Here is a 17,609-nt window from a genome sequence, read left to right as displayed (position 1 = left end):
AGCCAGCTCCCACACAAGCCAGCATTCACATTTGCATTTACTGTCAGCGCTGCACAATCCGCAGGTTGTTCTGCTCTTTGGGCAGCACGCGCTTGGCAATCACGTAGTTCTTGTTCCAGAACGGCTTTTTCAGGGTGTCGATGCTGACCGACTTGCCACGGCGCGGTGCGTGGATAAAGCGGTCGTTGCCCAGGTAGATGGCAACATGGTTGACCTGGCGGCTCTTGAGCTTGAAGAACAACAGGTCGCCGGGCTTCAGATCCTTGCGATCGACCTTCTGCCCGTGGCCGCTGGCCATGGCGTTGGAGGTGCGTGGCAAATCCACTGCAGCCACATCATTGAAGGCGTATTTCACCAGGCCGCTGCAATCAAAGCCTTTACTTGGGCTACTGCCGCCCCAACGATAAGGGGTACCGAGCACGTTCACGGCACGGCTCAAGACTTTGCTGCTTTGCTGGTTATTGCTCGCTACCAGGCCCGGAACTGCTTTAACGTTGGCCTTGCTCAGCTGAGTCGGGCGCTTGACGGTGAGCTTTGCCGATTTGGCGGAGGTGGTAGTGGCGTGAACTTTAGGGGTAAAACCATTAACGTTCGGAAGTCGTTGCTCACGATTGGTGGCGTGGGCGGCCAGTGGCATCAATAGGCAAATGGTTAGCCATGTCTTTAAAAATGGTCGCATAAGGCAGGCTCTTGTTGGTTTGCGCGCAACTTTATAACAGCTTTTAGTGTCTTTCTCAGGCCGTCTGTCGACTGAACCTTGACGTCAAAATCAGGAAAACCGCGACGAACTGTCGCAATTGTCCTACACAAGTCAGGCGGTATAAGGCTTTGAGGGAAGCGACGATAACATTTGCCGTACGTCGGGTGCCTGTAAAAAAGTCACAAAGAAACCAGAAATATTTATCTATCGAGGCTAAAGAGGTCATTCATGAACACCTATCGACAGGATGTTTCGCAACAGGACACCCATAGCAAGGTGATCGGTTACCTGCTCTGGATCTTCGGTTTTACCGGGGCACACCGCTTTTACTACGGCAAGCCGGTGACCGGGACGATCTGGTTCTTCACCTTTGGTTTGCTGGGTATTGGCTGGCTGATCGACCTGTTCCTGATCCCGGCGATGGACCGTGAAGCCGACCTGCGTTTTACCGCCGGGCCGATCGAGTACAACGTGGCCTGGATTCTTCTGACGTTTCTTGGGGTGTTTGGCTTGCACCGCATGTATCAGGGCAAATGGCTCACCGGCCTGTTGTATCTGGTAACGGGCGGCTTGTTCCTGGTCGGCGTGCTGTATGACTTCTGGACGCTGAATACGCAGGTTTCGATCCGCAATGCCGAGCGGCTGGGCGGGCGCTAAGCCTGGCTAGGCTCATGTGGGCACGGTCAAATGTGGAAGCAGGCTTGCCTGCGATGCGGGCACCTCGGTATGTCAGTGGCACTGAGGTGATGCAATCGCAGGCAAGCCAGCTCCCACACAAGCTGGCTCCTACATTTTTGACCGTGCCCACTTTAGAGCGGATCAGGCCTGGTAGCTGATCCGTCCATCCACCAGGGTGTAGCGCACAGTCGCCGGCAAGCTATGGCCGATGAATGGGCAGTTTTCACCCCGAGACAGCCACTGCTCGCCAGCCACGGTGGAGCTGGCCGGATCAAACAGCACCAGGTCCGCCGCAGAACCCACCGCCAGCTTGCCCGCCGGCAGGCGCAGCGCTTGGGCCGGGCCTGAGCTCAGGCGTGCCAGCAGCGTTGGCAAGTCCAGCAACCCATCTTCCACCAGGGTCATCGCCAGCGGCAGCAGCAACTCGACGCTGCTGATCCCAGGCTCTGTCGCGCCAAATGGGGCCAGCTTGGCATCCCGCTCGTGGGGTTGGTGATGGCTGGAGATCGCCGAAACCACCCCGGACTTCACCGCTGCGCGCAAACCGTCGCGGTCGGCGCGGGTGCGCAGTGGCGGTTGCACGTGGTACAGGCTGGAGAAGTCGATCAACGCCTCATCTGTCAGAATCAACTGGTACAACGCCACATCGGCGGTCACCGGCAAGCCGCGGGCCTGGGCCTGGGCGATCAGGGCCACGCCGCGGGCGCTGGTCAGTTGGCTGAAGTGCGCACGCACCCCGCTTTGTTCCACCAGCAGCAGGTCACGGGCCAGGGCTACGGTTTCTGCGGTTTCCGGGATGCCTGCCAGGCCGAGGAAGCTGGCGGTAGGGCCTTCATGGGCCAGGCCGCCTTCAGCCAGGTCGTGGTCCTGGGAGTGGAAGATCACCGTCAGGTCGAAGGTGGCTGCGTATTCCAGGGCACGGCACAGGGTGCGGGTGCTGCGGAAGCTTTCCAGGCCATTGCCGAAGGCCACGCAACCCGCATCGCGCAGGGCAATCAGCTCAGCCAGTTGTTCGCCATCCAGGCCTTTGCTCAGGGCGCCGATGGGGAACACTTTGCAATTGCCGGCCTCGCGGGCACGGTCGAGGATCAGCTCGGCCACGGCCGAGGTGTCCAGTACCGGCTTGGTCTGCGGCGGGCAGCACAGGCTGGTGACACCGCCGGCAGCGGCGGCGCGGGTTTCGCTGGCGATGCTGCCTTTGCGGCTGTAGCCCGGCTCGCGCAGGGCGACGTTCAGGTCTACCAGGCCGGGAGCAGCCACCAGGCCTTTGGCGTCGATGCTCTGAACCGGGCTGAAACCGCTGGGGGCGGCGCCAATGGCAATGATCTTGCCGGCTTCCAGGTGCAGATCAGTGACTTGATCCAGGCCGCTGGCCGGATCGATGACTCGGGCGCCGAGAATGCTGAGCTTCACTGGGCGTTCTCCTGCTCGAATTGACGTTGGGCGGTTTGCCCGCTCATGGCCATGGACAGCACGGCCATGCGTACGGCGATGCCGTAGGTAACCTGGTTGAGAATCACCGAGTGCGGCCCGTCGGCCACCGCCGACTCAATCTCCACCCCGCGGTTGATCGGGCCGGGGTGCATGACAATGGCATCCGGCTTGGCACCGGCCAGGCGCGCGGTGGTCAGGCCGAACAGGCGGTAGAACTCGCCTTCGCTGGGCAGCAGGCCACCGGCCATGCGCTCGCGTTGCAGGCGCAGCATGATCACCACGTCCACATCCTTCAGGCCCGTGGCCATGTCGGTGTAGACCTTCACCCCGTATTGCTCGATGCCTACCGGCAGCAGGGTTTTCGGTGCAATCACGCGGATATCCGGGCAGCCCAGGGTTTTCAGGGCCAGCATGTTCGAGCGCGCTACCCGCGAATGCAGGATATCGCCGACGATGGCCACCGAGAGGTTTTCAAAGCCACCCTTGTGCCGACGGATGGTAAGCATGTCGAGCATGCCCTGGGTCGGGTGGGCGTGGCGGCCATCGCCGCCGTTGATGATCGCCACCTGCGGGCACACGTGCTCGGCGATAAAGTGCGCCGCGCCCGAGTCGCCATGACGCACCACGAACATGTCGGCCGCCATGGCCTCCAGGTTACGCAGGGTGTCGAGCAGGGTTTCGCCCTTGCTCGCCGACGAGGTGGAGACGTTCAGGGTGATCACGTCGGCTGACAGGCGCTGGGCTGCCAGTTCGAAGGTGGTGCGGGTGCGCGTCGAGTTCTCGAAGAACACGTTGCAAATGGTTTTGCCGCGCAGCAGCGGGACTTTCTTCACCGCTCGGCCGCCGACTTCAAGGAACGAGTCGGCAGTGTCGAGGATTTCGGTGAGCAATTCGCGGGGCAGGCCGTCGAGGGACAGGAAGTGTTGCAGCTGGCCCTGAGCGTTGAGCTGCAGCGGGCGCTTGGCATCTAGAGGCGTCATCGCGGGGACTCTTTACAAGGCGGTTTAAAGGGCGAGGTCTTGCAGTTCGAGTTCGAGCGGCGTGGGACCGGACAATTTTACCCGCTGCTGGGCTGAAAGCGACAGGGTCGCGCCCACCACATCCGGGCTGATCGGCAGTTCGCCAGCCTCGAGGTCGAGCAGGCAGACCAGGGTGATGCTGGCCGGGCGGCCGTAGTCGAACAGCTCGTTCATGGCGGCCCGGATGGTGCGGCCGCTCATCAGCACGTCATCAATCAGCACCAGGTGCTGGCCTTCGATCTCGAACGGCAGGGCTGACGGGCGCACTTGCGGGTGCAGGCCGTTCTGGCTGAAGTCATCGCGGTAGAAGGACACGTCCAGGGTGCCCAGGGGCGAGTCATTGCCCAGCTCTTGCAGCAACGCCTGGGCGACCCACACACCGCCGGTGCGGATGCCGATGAAGCGCGGCTCGCTGATGGCGCGGTGTTGCAGATGGGCCTTGAGGCGAATCGCCATCTGGCTGATCAGTTCGGCGGGATTGGGCAGGCTCATGGTGGCTCCTTCAAGGGCTCGGCCAGCGTGACGCTGACAAAGTCCGGGCTCAAACGTAAGAAGACGCGGCAAGCCGCGTCAGTCAGGATTCAAATAAAGCAGTGTTTTCATCCAGCCAGCCCTGCAACAGCAAGGCGGCGGCAATGGCGTCGACCGGGTTGTCGCGGTAGCTGCCTTTCTGCCCGCCACGGTCGCGGCGCTCACCCTTGGCCTCGAAGGTCGTCAGGCGCTCATCGTGGGTATAGAAGGGCAGGTTGTAGCGGCCATTGAGGCGACGAGCGAACTTCTCGGCGCGCAGGCACATGTCGCTGGGGGTGCCGTCCATGTTCAGCGGCAGGCCGACCACCACCGCGTCGGGCTTCCATTCCTTGATCAGGGCTTCGACCTGATTCCAGTCCGGAATGCCGTTTTGCGCCTTCAAGGTACACAGCTCGCGGGCCTGGCCGGTGATGACCTGGCCCACGGCCACGCCGATCTGCTTGGTGCCGTAGTCAAACCCGAGGATCAGTCGCAAGGCCATCAGGCGTGCCCCGCCTGGCTGGTCAGCAGGTTGAGGTTGACCCCCAACTGCTTGGCCGCGGCATTCAGGCGCAGTTCGCTGGCGGTATTGAACAGAATGTCGGCATCGAACGGGCAGGTCAGCCAGGCATTGTTGGCCAGTTCTTCTTCCAGTTGCCCGGCTTCCCAGCCCGCGTAGCCCAGGGTAATCAGGCTCTGCTGCGGGCCGACGCCATCGGCGATGGCAAACAGCACGTCCTGGGAGGTGGACAGCGACACGCCCTCCAGGTCGACAGTGGCCTGGAACGTCGGGCCGCTGGGATGCAGCACGAAACCCCGGTCCGTCTGCACCGGGCCGCCGAAATAGATCGGCACTGCCTGGCAACTGGCGGGCGGGTCGATCTCCGGGCGCAGTTGCTCAAGGATATCTGCCAGGTTCAGGCTTTGCGGGCGGTTGACCACCAGCCCCATGGCGCCATCGGCCGTGTGCTCGACGATATAGGTCAAGGTGTGCGCAAAGTTCGGGTCGGCCATATGGGGCATGGCGATCAGGAATTGGTGCTTGAGGTAAGTCGGGCTGACATTTTTCATGTCCGCTAGTGTGGCGTTGGAGGGGCGAACTGACAAGCTGGGGATGTGTAGGAATACGGTTAGCGGATTTGTTTCCCGTGTAGGCGCGAGCTTGCAGAGGTCAGTTGCTGGAAAGCCGGTCGCCTTTGGCAAAACGCCAGGTGCGGATGATTTCCAGGCGGTCGATATCGTTCAGGTCGCCGGTAAACGGGGCGAACGGTGCAGCCAGGCGCACGATGCGTTGCGCCGCCTGGTCCAGCAATGGCTGGCCGGAGGACTCCAGCACCAGCACTTCATACAGGGAGCCGTCGCGGTTGATCGACACCAGCAGGCGCAAGTTGCCGTAGATCTGCTGGCGACGGGCCTCGTCCGGGTAGTTCAAGTTGCCGATGCGCTCGACCTTCTTGCGCCATTCGTCCTTATACCAGGCGCCTTTGTCGCGCATGGTGGAGGCGGCATTGAGCCGGTAGATGCGCGGGCGCTTGGCGTACAGTTGTTGTTCGTTGGCCAGTTCGGCTTCCAGGCTGGAGATTTCGCTGGAAAGCTGCGAGCTGTCAAATGTGGGGGCGGGTTTGCTTGGCGTAGGCTCGGTCTTCACGGCTTCGCGCTGGGTCACGGCCTTCTGGGGTTTTGGCGCAACGGTGGCGACGGCGGCCTTGGGCGCGGCCTGCTTGACCTCAGGCTTGGCCGCTGGAGGCGGGGTGACCTTATTGATCTTGTTGTCCTGGAAGGGCGCCACTTCGGTGGTCTTGGGCACTGCCTTTTTATCCAGGGTGCCGCTGCCCTGCTGATTGTCCTGGGCCAGGAAGTCAGCCTTTTCGGGCTTTTTTTCACTTTTGAAGGTGGCGAGGGTGATTTCCAGGGTTTTGCTGATCTGTTGGGGTTCGACGAAGGTGAAGCCCAGGCCAAGGATCAACGCCAAATGAATCAGCGCTGCCAGGAACAGGGTAAATCCGAGCCGATCAGCCGGGCGTACGCCGCTATGGGTGAATTGGGGGGGCAGGTCGGACGGAAGCGTCATAACAGGAAAACCAACATCGCGCGTCTCACGGGTGGCGCATGATAGCGCAATGTTGGTTTACATCTGGCTGTTCTATGTCACTTGGCTTGTAGCTTGTCGGCAATCGCTGCCATGAGCATTTCGCCGATATTGGTGCCGAACGCGTTGTCTATTTCGCGGATACAGGTGGGACTGGTCACGTTGATTTCGGTCAGGTGCTCGCCAATTACGTCAAGGCCTACAAACAGCAGGCCCTTTTCCCGCAGGGTCGGGCCAACCTGGGCGGCGATCCAGCGGTCCTTGTCGCTCAGCGGGCGGGCTTCGCCACGACCACCGGCCGCGAGGTTGCCACGGGTCTCGCCGGCCGCCGGGATGCGTGCCAGGCAGTAATCCACCGGCTCGCCGTCGATCATCAGGATGCGCTTGTCGCCGTCCTTGATCGCTGGCAGGTAGGCCTGGCCCATGATCTGCTGGGTGCCGAGGGCGGTCAGGGTCTCAAGGATCACCGACAGGTTCGGGTCGCCCGCGCGGTGACGGAAGATCGAGGTGCCGCCCATGCCGTCCAGCGGCTTGAGGATCACATCGCCATGCTTGGCGGCAAATTCACGCAATACATCGGCGCGGCGGCTGACCACGGTCGGTGGCGTGCACTGCGGGAACAGGGTGGCGAACAGCTTTTCGTTGCAGTCGCGCAGGCTCTGCGGCTTGTTGACGATCAGCACGCCGGCGCGCTCGGCCTGCTCCAGCAGGTAGGTGGAGTAGACGAACTCCATGTCGAACGGCGGATCCTTGCGCATCAGGATCACGTCCAGGTCGCTCAGGGGGCTGTCGATCTCGTCTTGCAGCTCAAACCACTTCTCTGGATTGGCGAACACCTGCAAGGGGCGCATCCGCGCCCGCGCCTCGCCGTCGCCCTGGTAAAGGTCGCGCTGCTCCATATAGAACAGGGTCCAGCCGCGGGCCTGGGCGGCGAGCAGCATGGCCAGCGAGCTATCCTTTTTATAGGAGATGCTGGCGATAGGGTCCATGACAATGCCGACGCGAACGCTCATGGGGAATTCCTCTAACAAATAAGGGCGCATAAAAGTGGCGTCAGAGTGGCGCTGCGGCTGTTGTGGGTCAAGGAAAAACCACCTTGCCGGTCGGCCGATAGATTGCCTTCCCAGTCTGTGCTAAAAAGGCTGCCATGGCGTGTCGGCCCTTGCACGGCAAGGGTTTTGGCGCTGGTCCCAGGCCGCACCCGGCAGTACACACCGAAAACCGATTCGCTGTGGCGATGGTAGAGCAGATATGGAACAGCATTCCAACGCCTTGAAAGTGATGGTGATCGACGATTCGAAAACGATTCGCCGCACCGCTGAAACGCTGTTGAAGAACGTGGGGTGCGAAGTCATCACGGCCATCGACGGTTTTGATGCCCTGGCCAGGATCGTTGACCACCACCCGCACATTATCTTTGTCGACATCATGATGCCGCGCCTGGATGGCTATCAGACCTGCGCCCTGGTCAAGAACAACCCGGCGTTCAAGGCCATTCCGGTGATCATGCTCTCGTCCAGGGACGGCCTGTTCGACAAAGCCAAGGGGCGCATCGTCGGCGTCGATCAATTTTTGACCAAGCCTTTCAGCAAGGAAGAACTGCTGAGTGCGATCAAGGCCTATGTGCCGGGTTTCGCTGCAGTAGAACAAGCACATTGACCTAGCCCCCGGGGCTTGCGTCAACCAATGTAGTGGGGAAAACCATGGCACGCGTTCTGATCGTCGACGATTCGCCGACTGAAATGTACAAACTGACCGGCATGCTGGAAAAGCACGGTCACCAGGTCCTCAAGGCCGAAAACGGTGCCGATGGCGTCGCCCTGGCCCGCCAGGAGAAGCCCGACGCCGTCTTGATGGATATCGTCATGCCCGGCCTCAATGGCTTCCAGGCCACGCGCCAATTGTCCAAGGAACCGGAAACCAGCGGTATCCCGATCATCATCGTCACCACCAAGGACCAGGAAACCGACAAGATCTGGGGCGCGCGCCAAGGGGCCAAGGCATACCTGACCAAGCCGGTGGAAGAAGACAAGCTGATTGAAGTCCTGAACTCGGTGCTCAAACCCTGACGGCACGTTCCCATGACCGAGTCGCAAACCGCCTTTGAGCTGCTGCTGGACATCGACCGCCGCTGCCGCCTGCTGGCCGCTGATTTGCCGTCCCAGGAAACCCGGTCGCACAGCTGGAGCGGCATCGGCTTTCGCTTGGGCGGGCATTGGTATGTGGCGCCCATGGGCGAAGTCGCCGAGGTGCTGCATGAACCGCGCTGCACCTTGATGCCGGGGGTCAAGCCCTGGGTCAGGGGCGTGGCCAACCTGCGCGGGCGCTTGCTGCCGGTGATCAACCTGTGTGGGTTTTTCGGCTATGAGCTGTCGGCGGCGCGCAAGCAGCGCCGGGTGCTGGTGATCGAGCACGAAGACACCTTTGTCGGCCTGCTGGTGGATGAAGTGGTCGGCCTGCAACACTTTGCCCAGGACCTGCTGCTTCCGGTATCGGCCAGCGTGCCCGCCGCCAGCGCCGCGTTTATCCAAGGCCAGTTCAGCGGCGACCCGCTGTGGCAGGTCTTCAGCCCCTTCGCCCTGGCCCAGGCCCCGGGCTTTCTGGATGTTGCCGCATGAGCACCGCCACCCCCGTCAAACCGCAGGAAGCCTCCCGTAGCCGTTCGCAGATCATCGTGCTGTTTATCGCGCTGATCATCTTCATCATGCTGCTGTTCGCCAACTTCGCGTACCTCAACACCCAGTCCACCTACGACAAGCAGTACATCGGCCACGCCGGCGAGCTGCGGGTGCTGTCCCAGCGCATTGCCAAGAACGCCACGGAGGCCGCCGCCGGCAAGGCCGCCGCGTTCAAGCTGCTGAGTGAGGCGCGCAATGATTTTGCCCAGCGCTGGGGTTACCTGAAAAAAGGCGACCCGGCCACCGGCCTGCCCGCTGCACCCGCTGCCGTGCGCAGCGAAATGCGCGCCGTGCAGCATGACTGGGAAGCCTTGCTGAAGAACACCGACGTGATCCTGGCCAGCGAGCAGACGGTGCTGTCCCTGCATCAAGTGGCGGCGACCCTTGCCGAAACCGTGCCGCAATTACAGATCGAGTCGGAAAAGGTCGTCGAGATCCTGCTGCAGCGCGGCGCGCCCGCCAGCCAGGTGGCGGTGGCCCAGCGCCAGTCGTTATTGGCCGAGCGCATCCTGGGAGCGGTCAACACGGTGCTGGCGGGAGATGACACGGCGGTCAAGGCCGCCGACGCCTTTGGCCGCGACGCCAACCGTTTTGGCCAGGTCCTGGCCGGTATGCTCCAGGGCAGTGCCGGCCTGAAGATCAGTGAGGTGCAAGACTCGGACGCCCGGGCGCGCCTGGCGGAAATTGCCGAGCTGTTCGAGTTTGTCTCCGGCTCCGTGGATGAAATCCTCGAAACCTCGCCACAACTGTTCCAGGTGCGCGCCTCGGCGAGCAACATCTTCAGCCTCTCGCAGACCCTGCTCGATGAAGCCTCGCAACTGGCCACCGGCTTTGAAAACCTGGCCGGCGGGCGCACCCTCGACACCATCGGCGGCTATGCCCTGGGCTTGCTGGCGCTGGCCTCGATTATCCTGATCGGCCTGGTGATGGTGCGCGAGACCAATCGTCAGTTGCGCGAAACCGCCGAGAAAAACGAACGCAATCAGAACGCGATCATGCGCCTGCTGGACGAAATCGAAGACCTGGCCGACGGCGACCTCACCGTGACCGCCTCGGTGACCGAAGATTTTACCGGCACCATCGCCGATTCCATCAACTATTCGGTGGACCAGTTGCGTGACCTGGTGGCGACCATCAACCTCACTGCCGGTGAAGTGGCCGGTGCGGTGCAGGAAACCCAGGCCACCGCCATGCACCTGGCCCAGGCCTCGGAGCACCAGGCCCAGCAGATCGCCGAAGCCTCCACGGCGATCAACCAGATGGCCCAATCCATCGACCAGGTATCGGCCAACGCCGCCGAGTCCTCGGCCGTGGCCGAACGTTCGGTGGAGATCGCCAACAAGGGCAACGAGGTGGTGCACAACACCATCCACGGCATGGACAACATCCGTGAACAGATCCAGGACACCGCCAAACGCATCAAGCGCCTGGGGGAATCGTCTCAGGAAATTGGCGATATTGTCAGCCTGATCGACGATATCGCCGACCAGACCAACATCCTTGCCCTCAACGCCGCGATCCAGGCGAGCATGGCCGGTGACGCCGGGCGCGGCTTTGCAGTGGTGGCCGATGAGGTGCAGCGCCTGGCCGAGCGCTCGTCGGCCGCCACCCGGCAGATCGAGAACCTGGTGCGGGCGATCCAGACCGACACCAACGAAGCCGTGATTTCCATGGAGCAGACCACCACCGAAGTGGTGCGCGGCGCGCGGCTGGCCCAGGACGCCGGGGTGGCCCTGGAAGAAATCGAGGGGGTGTCCAAGACCCTGGCTGCGCTGATCCAGAGCATCTCCAACGCGGCGCAGCAGCAAACCTCGTCGGCGGGGCAGATCTCCCTGACCATGAACGTGATCCAGCAGATCACCAGCCAAACCTCATCGGGCTCCACGGCCACCGCCGAAAGCATTGGCAACCTGGCCAAAATGGCCAGCCAGTTGCGCCGCTCGGTATCGGGCTTCACCTTGCCGCCCGTGCGCAAGACCGATGAATGACATGCCCCCCCAAAACCACCGCAATCTAAATGTGGGAGCGGGCTTGCTCGCGAAAGCGGTGTATCAGTCACCTAATGTGCCGACTGACCCAGCGCTTTCGCGAGCAAGCCCGCTCCCACATGGATTCTCACTTTTCACCCATTCAGACGGGAGTCGTTATGGTTGACCGGCACGACTACGTCGCCCTCGAATGGGTCAAGGGCGAGATCGCCGACACCCTGAAGCAGGCCCGTGCGGCACTGGACGCCTTTGCCGACGACGCCAGCGAGCAAGCCCTCGCGCAGTGCCTGGAGGGCATTCATCAGGTCCACGGCGCCCTGCAGATGGTCGAGTTCTACGGCGCGGCACTGCTTGCCGAAGAAATGGAGCACCTGGCTCAGGCCCTGCAAGCCGGGCACGTCAGCCAGCGCGAAGAAGGCATCCGCCTGCTGCAACAGGCCCTCGGGCAACTGCCGTTGTACCTGGACCGTGTGCACAGCGCCCGGCGCGACCTGCCCCTGGTGGTGTTGCCGCTGCTCAACGACCTGCGCAGCGTGCACGGCAAAAGCCTGCTCTCGGAAACCAGCCTGTTCAGCCCGCAACTGCTGGTGATCGCCCCGCTGCCCGATGACGCCCTGGCCCAGCGGGCACCGGCGGACTTTGCCGAGCAACTGCAGCACTGGCGGCAAATGCTGCAACAGGGCCTGGCCGGGCTGCTGCGTGAAGATCACGGCCCGAGCAACCTGGAAGACATGGCACGGGTCTTCGCCCAACTGGAAGCACTGTGTCACGGCGCGCCATTGCTGCCGTTGTGGCAAGTCACCTCGGCGCTGGCCGAAGGCATGCTCACTGGCGTGATCGCCAATAGCCCGGCATTGCGCAGCCTGCTCAAGAGCTGCGACAAGGTGCTCAAGCGCCTGCAAACCCAGGGCATCGAAGGGATCAACAGCCCGGCACCGGACCAGTTGCTCAAGAGCCTGCTGTTTTATATCGCCAAAGTCACCCGGCCGACGCCGCGCATGCAAAGCCTCAAGGAACGCTACGGCCTGGATGAAGCCTTGCCCGACAGCACCGTGGTCGATGCCGAGCGCGCGCGCCTGGCCGGGCCGGACCGCAATGCCATGGGCTCGGTGCTCGGCGCGTTGTGTGAGGAGTTGGTACGGGTCAAGGAACGCCTGGACCTGTTTGTGCGCAGCGACCGCCAGCACATCGCGGACCTCGACAGCCTGTTGGCGCCCTTGCGCCAGATCGCCGATACCCTGGCGGTGCTTGGCTTTGGCCAGCCGCGCAAAGTCATCATCGACCAGTTGGCGGTGGTCCAGGGCCTGGCCCAGGGGCAGCGCGAGCCCAACGACGCGGTGTTGATGGATGTCGCCGGGGCCCTGCTTTATGTCGAAGCGACCCTGGCCGGGATGGTCGGCACTGTCGAGCCGCAAAACCGTGAAGACAGCCGCCTGCCCACCACCGACCTGACCCAGATCCACCAGTTGGTGATCAAGGAGTCGTGCCAGTGCCTCAAGCAGGCGCGGGAGCTGATCATCGACTGCCTTGAGGCGCAATGGGATACACAACGCCTGGAATCCCTGCCAGAGCTGCTGACCCAGGTGCGTGGCGCCCTGGCAATGATTCCGCTGCCCCGTGCGGCGAGCCTGATGCGTGGTTTTAATGACTACGTGGATGAGCAGTTGATGGTCCAGGACACTGCGCCCTCTGCGGCACAACTCGAGCATCTTGCCGACGTGCTCACCAGCCTGGAGCACTACCTCGAACGCATGCTCCAGGACCCGGATGCGCCCGGCGAACGTGTCTTGGACATCGCTTACGAAGGCCTCGCGGCGCTGGGTTACGCGCCGCTGCAGGCCCAGCAGACCTGGCGCCAGGAGCGCTCGGCGTTGAGCGATGAAACCACGGATAACACCCAGACGCTGGCACAGGCGCTCGCCAGCCCGACGCCGCGCCTCAACCCGCCGGCACTGCAACGCCCGGGCAGCCTGTTGCCGCCACCGGCCGACGAAGAGTCGGTGGATGATGAACTGCGCGAAGTGTTCCTGGAAGAAACCGCCGAAGTGCTGGAAGTACTGCAGCGCTTGATACCCCAAGGCGCTGCCAGCCTCGAAGACAAGACCGCCCTGAGCGATATGCGCCGTGCCTTCCATACTCTCAAGGGCAGTGGGCGCATGGTGCGAGCCCTGGTGCTGGCGGAGCTGGCGTGGGCCGTGGAAAACCTGCTGAACCGCGTGCTCGAGCGGGTGGTCGCGCCGGGTGCCGAGGTCCAGGCCGTACTGGATGATGTGCTGGTGCTCTTGCCGGCGCTGATCGCCGAGTTCGCCGCCGACGCCCAGCGCCAGCGCGATGATGTCGACCTGCTTGCCGCGCGCGCCCATGCCCTGGCCAGTGGCGCACCGTTACCCGAAGCCATGGAGCCGGACGACAGCGCACTCGACCCGCTGCTGCTGGAAATTTTCCGCAACGAAGCGCAGAGCCACCTGGACAGCCTCAACCAGTTTTTGCACCAGGCCACCGAACAGATGCCGCTGCCCGTCAGCGATGAGTTGCAACGCGCCCTGCATACCCTCAAGGGCAGCGCCTACATGGCGGGGGTGCTGCCCATCGCCGAATTGGCGCGGCCGTTGGACCACCTGACCCGTGAATACAAGGCCCATCGCTTGCCGTTGGACCTGGATGAAATCGAACTGCTGCTGGAGGGCGAAGCCTTGTTCCAGCGCGGCCTGCGCCAGTTGGACAGCGATCCTCTGGTGCCCATCAACGGCGCGGCCGACTTGATCAAACGCACCCAGGCGCACCTCGACAGCCATCTCGAAGCGGTGCTCAATGCGCCGAGCGCCGGCCTGCGGGTCAAGCGCGACCCACACTTGATCAGCAACTTCCTGGCCCAGGGCATGGACATCCTGCTCGACGCCGAAAGCCTGCTGCGGCGCTGGCAGCAACACCCTGGCGAGCGCCAGGAACTCAGCGCATTGCTGGACGAGCTGACCACCCTGGGCGAGGGCGCGCACCTGGCCGACCTGCACCCGATGGATGAGCTGTGCGAAGCCTTGCTCGACCTCTATGGCGCAGTGGAAGAGAGCAGCCTGGCGGTCAGCGAGCGGTTTTTCCAGGAGGCCGAGCAGGCCCATGAAGCCCTGATCAACATGCTCGACCAACTGGCCGCCGGCCAGGAAGTCAGCCCGGCACCGGCGCGCATGAAAGCCTTGCGCGAGTTGCTCGATGAAGGGCTGGACCCCAGCGCCACCGGCCTGATCAAAACCGACGGCAGCCGCGCATTGAGCATTGCCGAACTGGGGGCGGCCACCACGCAGTTGCAACAGGACTGGGCGGTGGACGATGAAATCGTCGAGATTTTCCTTGAGGAAGCGGTGGATATCCTCGACAGCGCCGGGCAATCCCTCAAGCGCTGGTTGCTAGAGCCCGACGGCGTGGCGCCGCTGTCGTCCCTGCAACGGGACCTGCATACCCTGCGCGGCGGCGCGCGCATGGCCGAAATCGGCCCGGTGGGCGATCTGGCCCAGGAACTGGAAAGTCTTTACGAAGGCCTGGTGGACCGGCGCTACAGCTACTCCGGTGAAATAGCGCAAGTGTTGATGGACAGCCACGAACACCTGGCCTTGCAGTTGGAGCAGTTGCAAGAGCAGCAACCCCTGAGCGACTCCAACGCCCTGATCAGCCGCTTGCGCGAGGTGCGCCAGAACGCTGCGCCGGTCGCGGCGCCCACTGCACCCGAGGCGCAGGGGGCCGGCAGTGATCCCGAGCTGCTGGATATCTTTCTTGAAGAAGCGGCCGACATCCTCGACAGCTCCGGCGCTGCGCTGTTGCGCTGGCAGGCCGAGCCCCAGGGCCGTCAGGAAGTCGAGACCCTGCTGCGCGACCTGCACACCCTCAAGGGCGGCGCGCGCATGGTCGAAATCGGCCCGATCGGTGACCTGGCCCATGAGCTGGAGTTTCTCTACGAAGGCCTGTCGGCGGGCTTGCTGGCGCCCACCAGCGAGCTGTTCGCGCTGCTGCAAGGCTGCCATGACCGTCTGGCGCAGATGGTCGAGGCGGTGGCGGCGGGGTTGCCGGTCGGCTCGGTGGAACGCCTGATCGAACGCATCAAAAGCCTGGTCCAGCCCAGCGAAGACCAGGCGGTACCGGTCGCCATGGTCGCCAGCAAACCGGAAGCGCCGGCAGCCAGCGAGCCGGGCGCGGACATGGTGAAAATCTCTGCCGAGCTGCTGGATGACCTGGTCAACCTGGCCGGTGAAACCTCGATTTTCCGTGGGCGTATCGAGCAGCAGGTCAACGATGCTCGCGCCGCCCTCAGCGAGGTGGAAACCACCATCGAGCGTATGCGCGACCAACTGCGCCGCCTCGATACCGAGACCCAGGGGCGCATCCTCAGCCGTCAGCACGCCGAAACCGAGCGCCTGGGCTATGAAGAATTCGACCCGCTGGAAATGGATCGTCATTCCCAGTTGCAACAGTTGTCCCGTGCGTTGTCTGAGTCAGCCTCGGACCTGCTGGACCTCAAGGAGACCCTCGACCAGCGTAACCAGGACGCGCAAAACCTGTTGCAGCAACAGGCGCGGATCAACACCGAGCTGCAAGAGGGCCTGATGCGCACGCGCATGGTACCGTTCGAGCGCATGCTGCCGCGCCTCAAGCGTATCGTGCGGCAAGTGGCCGGCGAGCTGGGCAAGGACGTGGAATTCGTGGTCGGCAATGCCGAGGGCGAGATGGACCGCAACGTGCTGGAACGCATGGCCGCGCCCCTGGAACATATGCTGCGCAACGCCGTCGACCATGGCCTGGAATCGCGGGATGCGCGGTTGTTGGCGGGCAAGCCGGAGAAGGGCCGGATCACCCTGGACCTGAGCCACGAAGGCGGTGACATCATCTTCGACATGCGCGACGACGGTGCGGGCGTGCCTCTGGATGCGGTGCGGCGCAAGGCGATCAAGCGCGGCCTGCTGGACCCGGAGATGGAGATCAGCGACCGCGACGTGTTGCAGTTCATCTTGCAGCCGGGCTTTTCCACCGCCGAAAAAATCACCCAGATTTCCGGGCGCGGCGTGGGCATGGACGTGGTGCATGAAGAAGTGCGCCAACTGGGCGGCAGCATGGTGATCGACTCCACGCCGGGGCAGGGCGTGCACTTTCGCATTCGCCTGCCGTTTACCGTGTCGGTCAACCGGGCATTGATGGTGCAGTGTTTTGAGGATCAGTACGCGATTCCGCTGAACACCATCCAGGGCCTGGTGCGCGTGCTGCCCAATGAGCTGGAAGGGCATTACCAACTGGACCCGCCGGTGTATGAATACGCCGGCCAGCACTACGAGTTGTATTACCTGGGCGAGTTGCTGCACACCGTGGCCCGGCCCAAGCTGTTGGGGCAAAGCCAGCCGCTGCCGGTGCTGCTGATGCAGTGCAACGAGCGGTACATTGCGGTGCAGGTGGACGACATGGCCGGCACCCGGGAAATCGTGGTCAAGGGCCTTGGCCCGCAGTTTGCGGCGGTGCAGGGGCTGTCGGGGGCGACCATCCTCGGCGATGGCCGGGTGGTGTTGATCATCGACCTGCTGGCGCATATCCGCGCCCTGGCCCCGGCCTTGCCGGCCCAGGCGGCGGACACCGCATTGGCGGTCAACGAGCCGCAGAAAAAACAGCGGTTGCTGGTGCTGGTGGTGGACGATTCGGTGACCGTACGCAAAGTCACCAGCCGCCTGCTGGAACGCAACGGCATGAACGTACTGACCGCCAAGGACGGCATCGACGCCATCGCCTTGCTTGAAGAACACACCCCCGACCTGATGTTGCTGGACATCGAAATGCCGCGCATGGATGGTTTTGAAGTGGCGATCCAGGTGCGCAACGACCCGCGGCTCGCGCGCCTGCCGATCATTATGATCACCTCGCGCACCGGCCAGAAACACCGCGACCGGGCCATGGCGATTGGCGTCAACGACTACCTTGGCAAGCCCTATCAAGAGTCGGTGTTGCTCGAAAGCATCGCCTACTGGAGCCCGAAACATGCTTGACCACCGCACCAGTCAACTCACCGGCTTGCTGCTGCCCCTGGCCGACCGCCACCTGTTGCTGCCCAACGTGGCGGTGGCCGAGCTGATCGACTTCCAGCGCGGCGAACCGGCCAGCGACGCCCCGCCGTGGTACTTGCGGCCAGTGACCTGGCGCGACCAGCAACTGCCCCTGATCAGCTTTGAAGCGGCCTGCGGTGGCACCAGCGTCGTCAGCGAACGCGCACGAATCGTCGTGCTCAACGCCCTGGGCGGGCGCCCGACATTGAAGTTTATTGCGCTGGTGATCCAGGGCATTCCCCGTTCGTACAAGCTCGACAGCCAACTGAGTTATGTGGACGTCCCCCTATCACCGCTGGAACTGGCGGCGGTACAGGTCGGCGAACATGTGGCGAAAGTGCCGGACCTGATGGGGCTGGAAGCGCTGCTGGTCGAAGCTGGCCTGGCCTGAACCCCCGTTCTCAGCACCTCTGAAGACCCAATGTGTGGAGACCTCCCACAG

15 protein-coding genes are annotated in these 17,609 nt (G+C 63.1%); 7 read left to right on the top strand and 8 right to left on the bottom strand.

Annotated features, from left to right (window positions below):
* Positions 1 to 43 precede the first annotated feature (43 nt).
* On the bottom strand, positions 44 to 679 hold the full coding sequence (locus tag HBR94_RS25285) for a C40 family peptidase (RefSeq protein WP_057440373.1): 636 nt from the start codon (positions 677 to 679) through the stop codon (positions 44 to 46).
* A gap of 249 nt (positions 680 to 928) precedes the next feature.
* Between HBR94_RS25285 and HBR94_RS25280 the strand changes: the two genes are divergently transcribed.
* A complete protein-coding gene (locus tag HBR94_RS25280) occupies positions 929 to 1,357 on the top strand; it encodes a TM2 domain-containing protein (RefSeq protein ID WP_057440372.1) in 429 nt (142 codons plus the stop codon).
* Positions 1,358 to 1,519: 162 nt separating this feature from the next.
* On the opposite strand, the gene HBR94_RS25275 is transcribed toward HBR94_RS25280, so the two are convergent.
* From HBR94_RS25275 to gshB, 7 genes are all read right to left on the bottom strand, one after another.
* The gene (locus tag HBR94_RS25275; protein ID WP_057440371.1) at positions 1,520 to 2,791 is read right to left on the bottom strand and encodes a dihydroorotase; all 1,272 of its coding nucleotides are present in this window, start codon (positions 2,789 to 2,791) and stop codon (positions 1,520 to 1,522) included.
* Positions 2,788 to 3,792: an aspartate carbamoyltransferase catalytic subunit gene (locus HBR94_RS25270; protein ID WP_057440370.1), complete on the bottom strand. Its 1,005-nt coding sequence runs from the start codon at positions 3,790 to 3,792 to the stop codon at positions 2,788 to 2,790. The genes HBR94_RS25275 and HBR94_RS25270 overlap by 4 nt, the downstream gene beginning before the upstream one ends.
* A gap of 24 nt (positions 3,793 to 3,816) precedes the next feature.
* Positions 3,817 to 4,323: a bifunctional pyr operon transcriptional regulator/uracil phosphoribosyltransferase PyrR gene (pyrR, locus tag HBR94_RS25265; RefSeq protein ID WP_169960108.1), complete on the bottom strand. Its 507-nt coding sequence runs from the start codon at positions 4,321 to 4,323 to the stop codon at positions 3,817 to 3,819.
* Between the two features lie 82 nt (positions 4,324 to 4,405).
* Entirely contained in the window at positions 4,406 to 4,843 is a 438-nt protein-coding gene (gene ruvX / locus HBR94_RS25260; RefSeq protein WP_005792259.1) for a Holliday junction resolvase RuvX, read from the bottom strand.
* Entirely contained in the window at positions 4,843 to 5,412 is a 570-nt protein-coding gene (locus tag HBR94_RS25255) for a YqgE/AlgH family protein (RefSeq protein WP_057440369.1), read from the bottom strand. The genes ruvX and HBR94_RS25255 overlap by 1 nt, the downstream gene beginning before the upstream one ends.
* A 100-nt stretch (positions 5,413 to 5,512) precedes the next feature.
* A complete protein-coding gene (locus HBR94_RS25250; protein WP_115129202.1) occupies positions 5,513 to 6,412 on the bottom strand; it encodes an energy transducer TonB in 900 nt (299 codons plus the stop codon).
* A 77-nt stretch (positions 6,413 to 6,489) separates the two neighbouring features.
* Complete coding sequence (gene gshB / locus HBR94_RS25245) at positions 6,490 to 7,443, bottom strand: glutathione synthase (RefSeq protein ID WP_029300457.1); 954 nt, start codon at positions 7,441 to 7,443, stop codon at positions 6,490 to 6,492.
* 238 nt (positions 7,444 to 7,681) lie between these two features.
* On the opposite strand from gshB, the gene pilG reads away from it, so the two are divergent.
* The 6 genes from pilG to HBR94_RS25215 all read left to right on the top strand — a co-directional run bounded on the left by pilG (position 7,682) and on the right by HBR94_RS25215 (position 17,558).
* Positions 7,682 to 8,089: a twitching motility response regulator PilG gene (gene pilG / locus HBR94_RS25240; protein WP_032858786.1), complete on the top strand. Its 408-nt coding sequence runs from the start codon at positions 7,682 to 7,684 to the stop codon at positions 8,087 to 8,089.
* Positions 8,090 to 8,133: 44 nt separating this feature from the next.
* On the top strand, positions 8,134 to 8,499 hold the full coding sequence (pilH, locus tag HBR94_RS25235) for a twitching motility response regulator PilH (RefSeq protein WP_057440367.1): 366 nt from the start codon (positions 8,134 to 8,136) through the stop codon (positions 8,497 to 8,499).
* A 12-nt stretch (positions 8,500 to 8,511) separates the two neighbouring features.
* Positions 8,512 to 9,048: a chemotaxis protein CheW gene (locus HBR94_RS25230; RefSeq protein ID WP_057440366.1), complete on the top strand. Its 537-nt coding sequence runs from the start codon at positions 8,512 to 8,514 to the stop codon at positions 9,046 to 9,048.
* Positions 9,045 to 11,096, top strand: coding sequence for a methyl-accepting chemotaxis protein (locus HBR94_RS25225; protein ID WP_057960880.1), 2,052 nt, complete (start codon positions 9,045 to 9,047; stop codon positions 11,094 to 11,096). Before HBR94_RS25230 ends, HBR94_RS25225 begins: the two co-directional genes overlap by 4 nt.
* A 158-nt stretch (positions 11,097 to 11,254) precedes the next feature.
* Complete coding sequence (locus HBR94_RS25220; RefSeq protein WP_169989449.1) at positions 11,255 to 17,110, top strand: Hpt domain-containing protein; 5,856 nt, start codon at positions 11,255 to 11,257, stop codon at positions 17,108 to 17,110.
* Positions 17,103 to 17,558, top strand: coding sequence for a chemotaxis protein CheW (locus HBR94_RS25215; protein WP_057440365.1), 456 nt, complete (start codon positions 17,103 to 17,105; stop codon positions 17,556 to 17,558). The genes HBR94_RS25220 and HBR94_RS25215 overlap by 8 nt, the downstream gene beginning before the upstream one ends.
* The last annotated feature ends 51 nt before the right edge of the window (positions 17,559 to 17,609 follow it).

It is taken from the genome of Pseudomonas sp. WS 5412 (genome assembly GCF_012985615.1).
Classification (GTDB): domain Bacteria; phylum Pseudomonadota; class Gammaproteobacteria; order Pseudomonadales; family Pseudomonadaceae; genus Aquipseudomonas; species Aquipseudomonas shahriarae.
This window is presented reverse-complemented; position numbering and strand designations above follow the sequence as displayed.

Coding starts and splice junctions, on each gene's coding strand:
- HBR94_RS25255 (WP_057440369.1), bottom strand. CDS start 5,412: ATGAAAAATGTCAGCCCGACTTACCTCAAGCACCAATTCCTGATCGCC.
- HBR94_RS25280 (WP_057440372.1), top strand. CDS start 929: ATGAACACCTATCGACAGGATGTTTCGCAACAGGACACCCATAGCAAG.
- HBR94_RS25215 (WP_057440365.1), top strand. CDS start 17,103: ATGCTTGACCACCGCACCAGTCAACTCACCGGCTTGCTGCTGCCCCTG.
- gshB (WP_029300457.1), bottom strand. CDS start 7,443: ATGAGCGTTCGCGTCGGCATTGTCATGGACCCTATCGCCAGCATCTCC.
- ruvX (WP_005792259.1), bottom strand. CDS start 4,843: ATGGCCTTGCGACTGATCCTCGGGTTTGACTACGGCACCAAGCAGATC.
- HBR94_RS25220 (WP_169989449.1), top strand. CDS start 11,255: ATGGTTGACCGGCACGACTACGTCGCCCTCGAATGGGTCAAGGGCGAG.
- HBR94_RS25250 (WP_115129202.1), bottom strand. CDS start 6,412: ATGACGCTTCCGTCCGACCTGCCCCCCCAATTCACCCATAGCGGCGTA.
- HBR94_RS25225 (WP_057960880.1), top strand. CDS start 9,045: ATGAGCACCGCCACCCCCGTCAAACCGCAGGAAGCCTCCCGTAGCCGT.
- HBR94_RS25285 (WP_057440373.1), bottom strand. CDS start 679: ATGCGACCATTTTTAAAGACATGGCTAACCATTTGCCTATTGATGCCA.
- HBR94_RS25270 (WP_057440370.1), bottom strand. CDS start 3,792: ATGACGCCTCTAGATGCCAAGCGCCCGCTGCAGCTCAACGCTCAGGGC.
- pilH (WP_057440367.1), top strand. CDS start 8,134: ATGGCACGCGTTCTGATCGTCGACGATTCGCCGACTGAAATGTACAAA.
- HBR94_RS25230 (WP_057440366.1), top strand. CDS start 8,512: ATGACCGAGTCGCAAACCGCCTTTGAGCTGCTGCTGGACATCGACCGC.
- pyrR (WP_169960108.1), bottom strand. CDS start 4,323: ATGAGCCTGCCCAATCCCGCCGAACTGATCAGCCAGATGGCGATTCGC.
- pilG (WP_032858786.1), top strand. CDS start 7,682: ATGGAACAGCATTCCAACGCCTTGAAAGTGATGGTGATCGACGATTCG.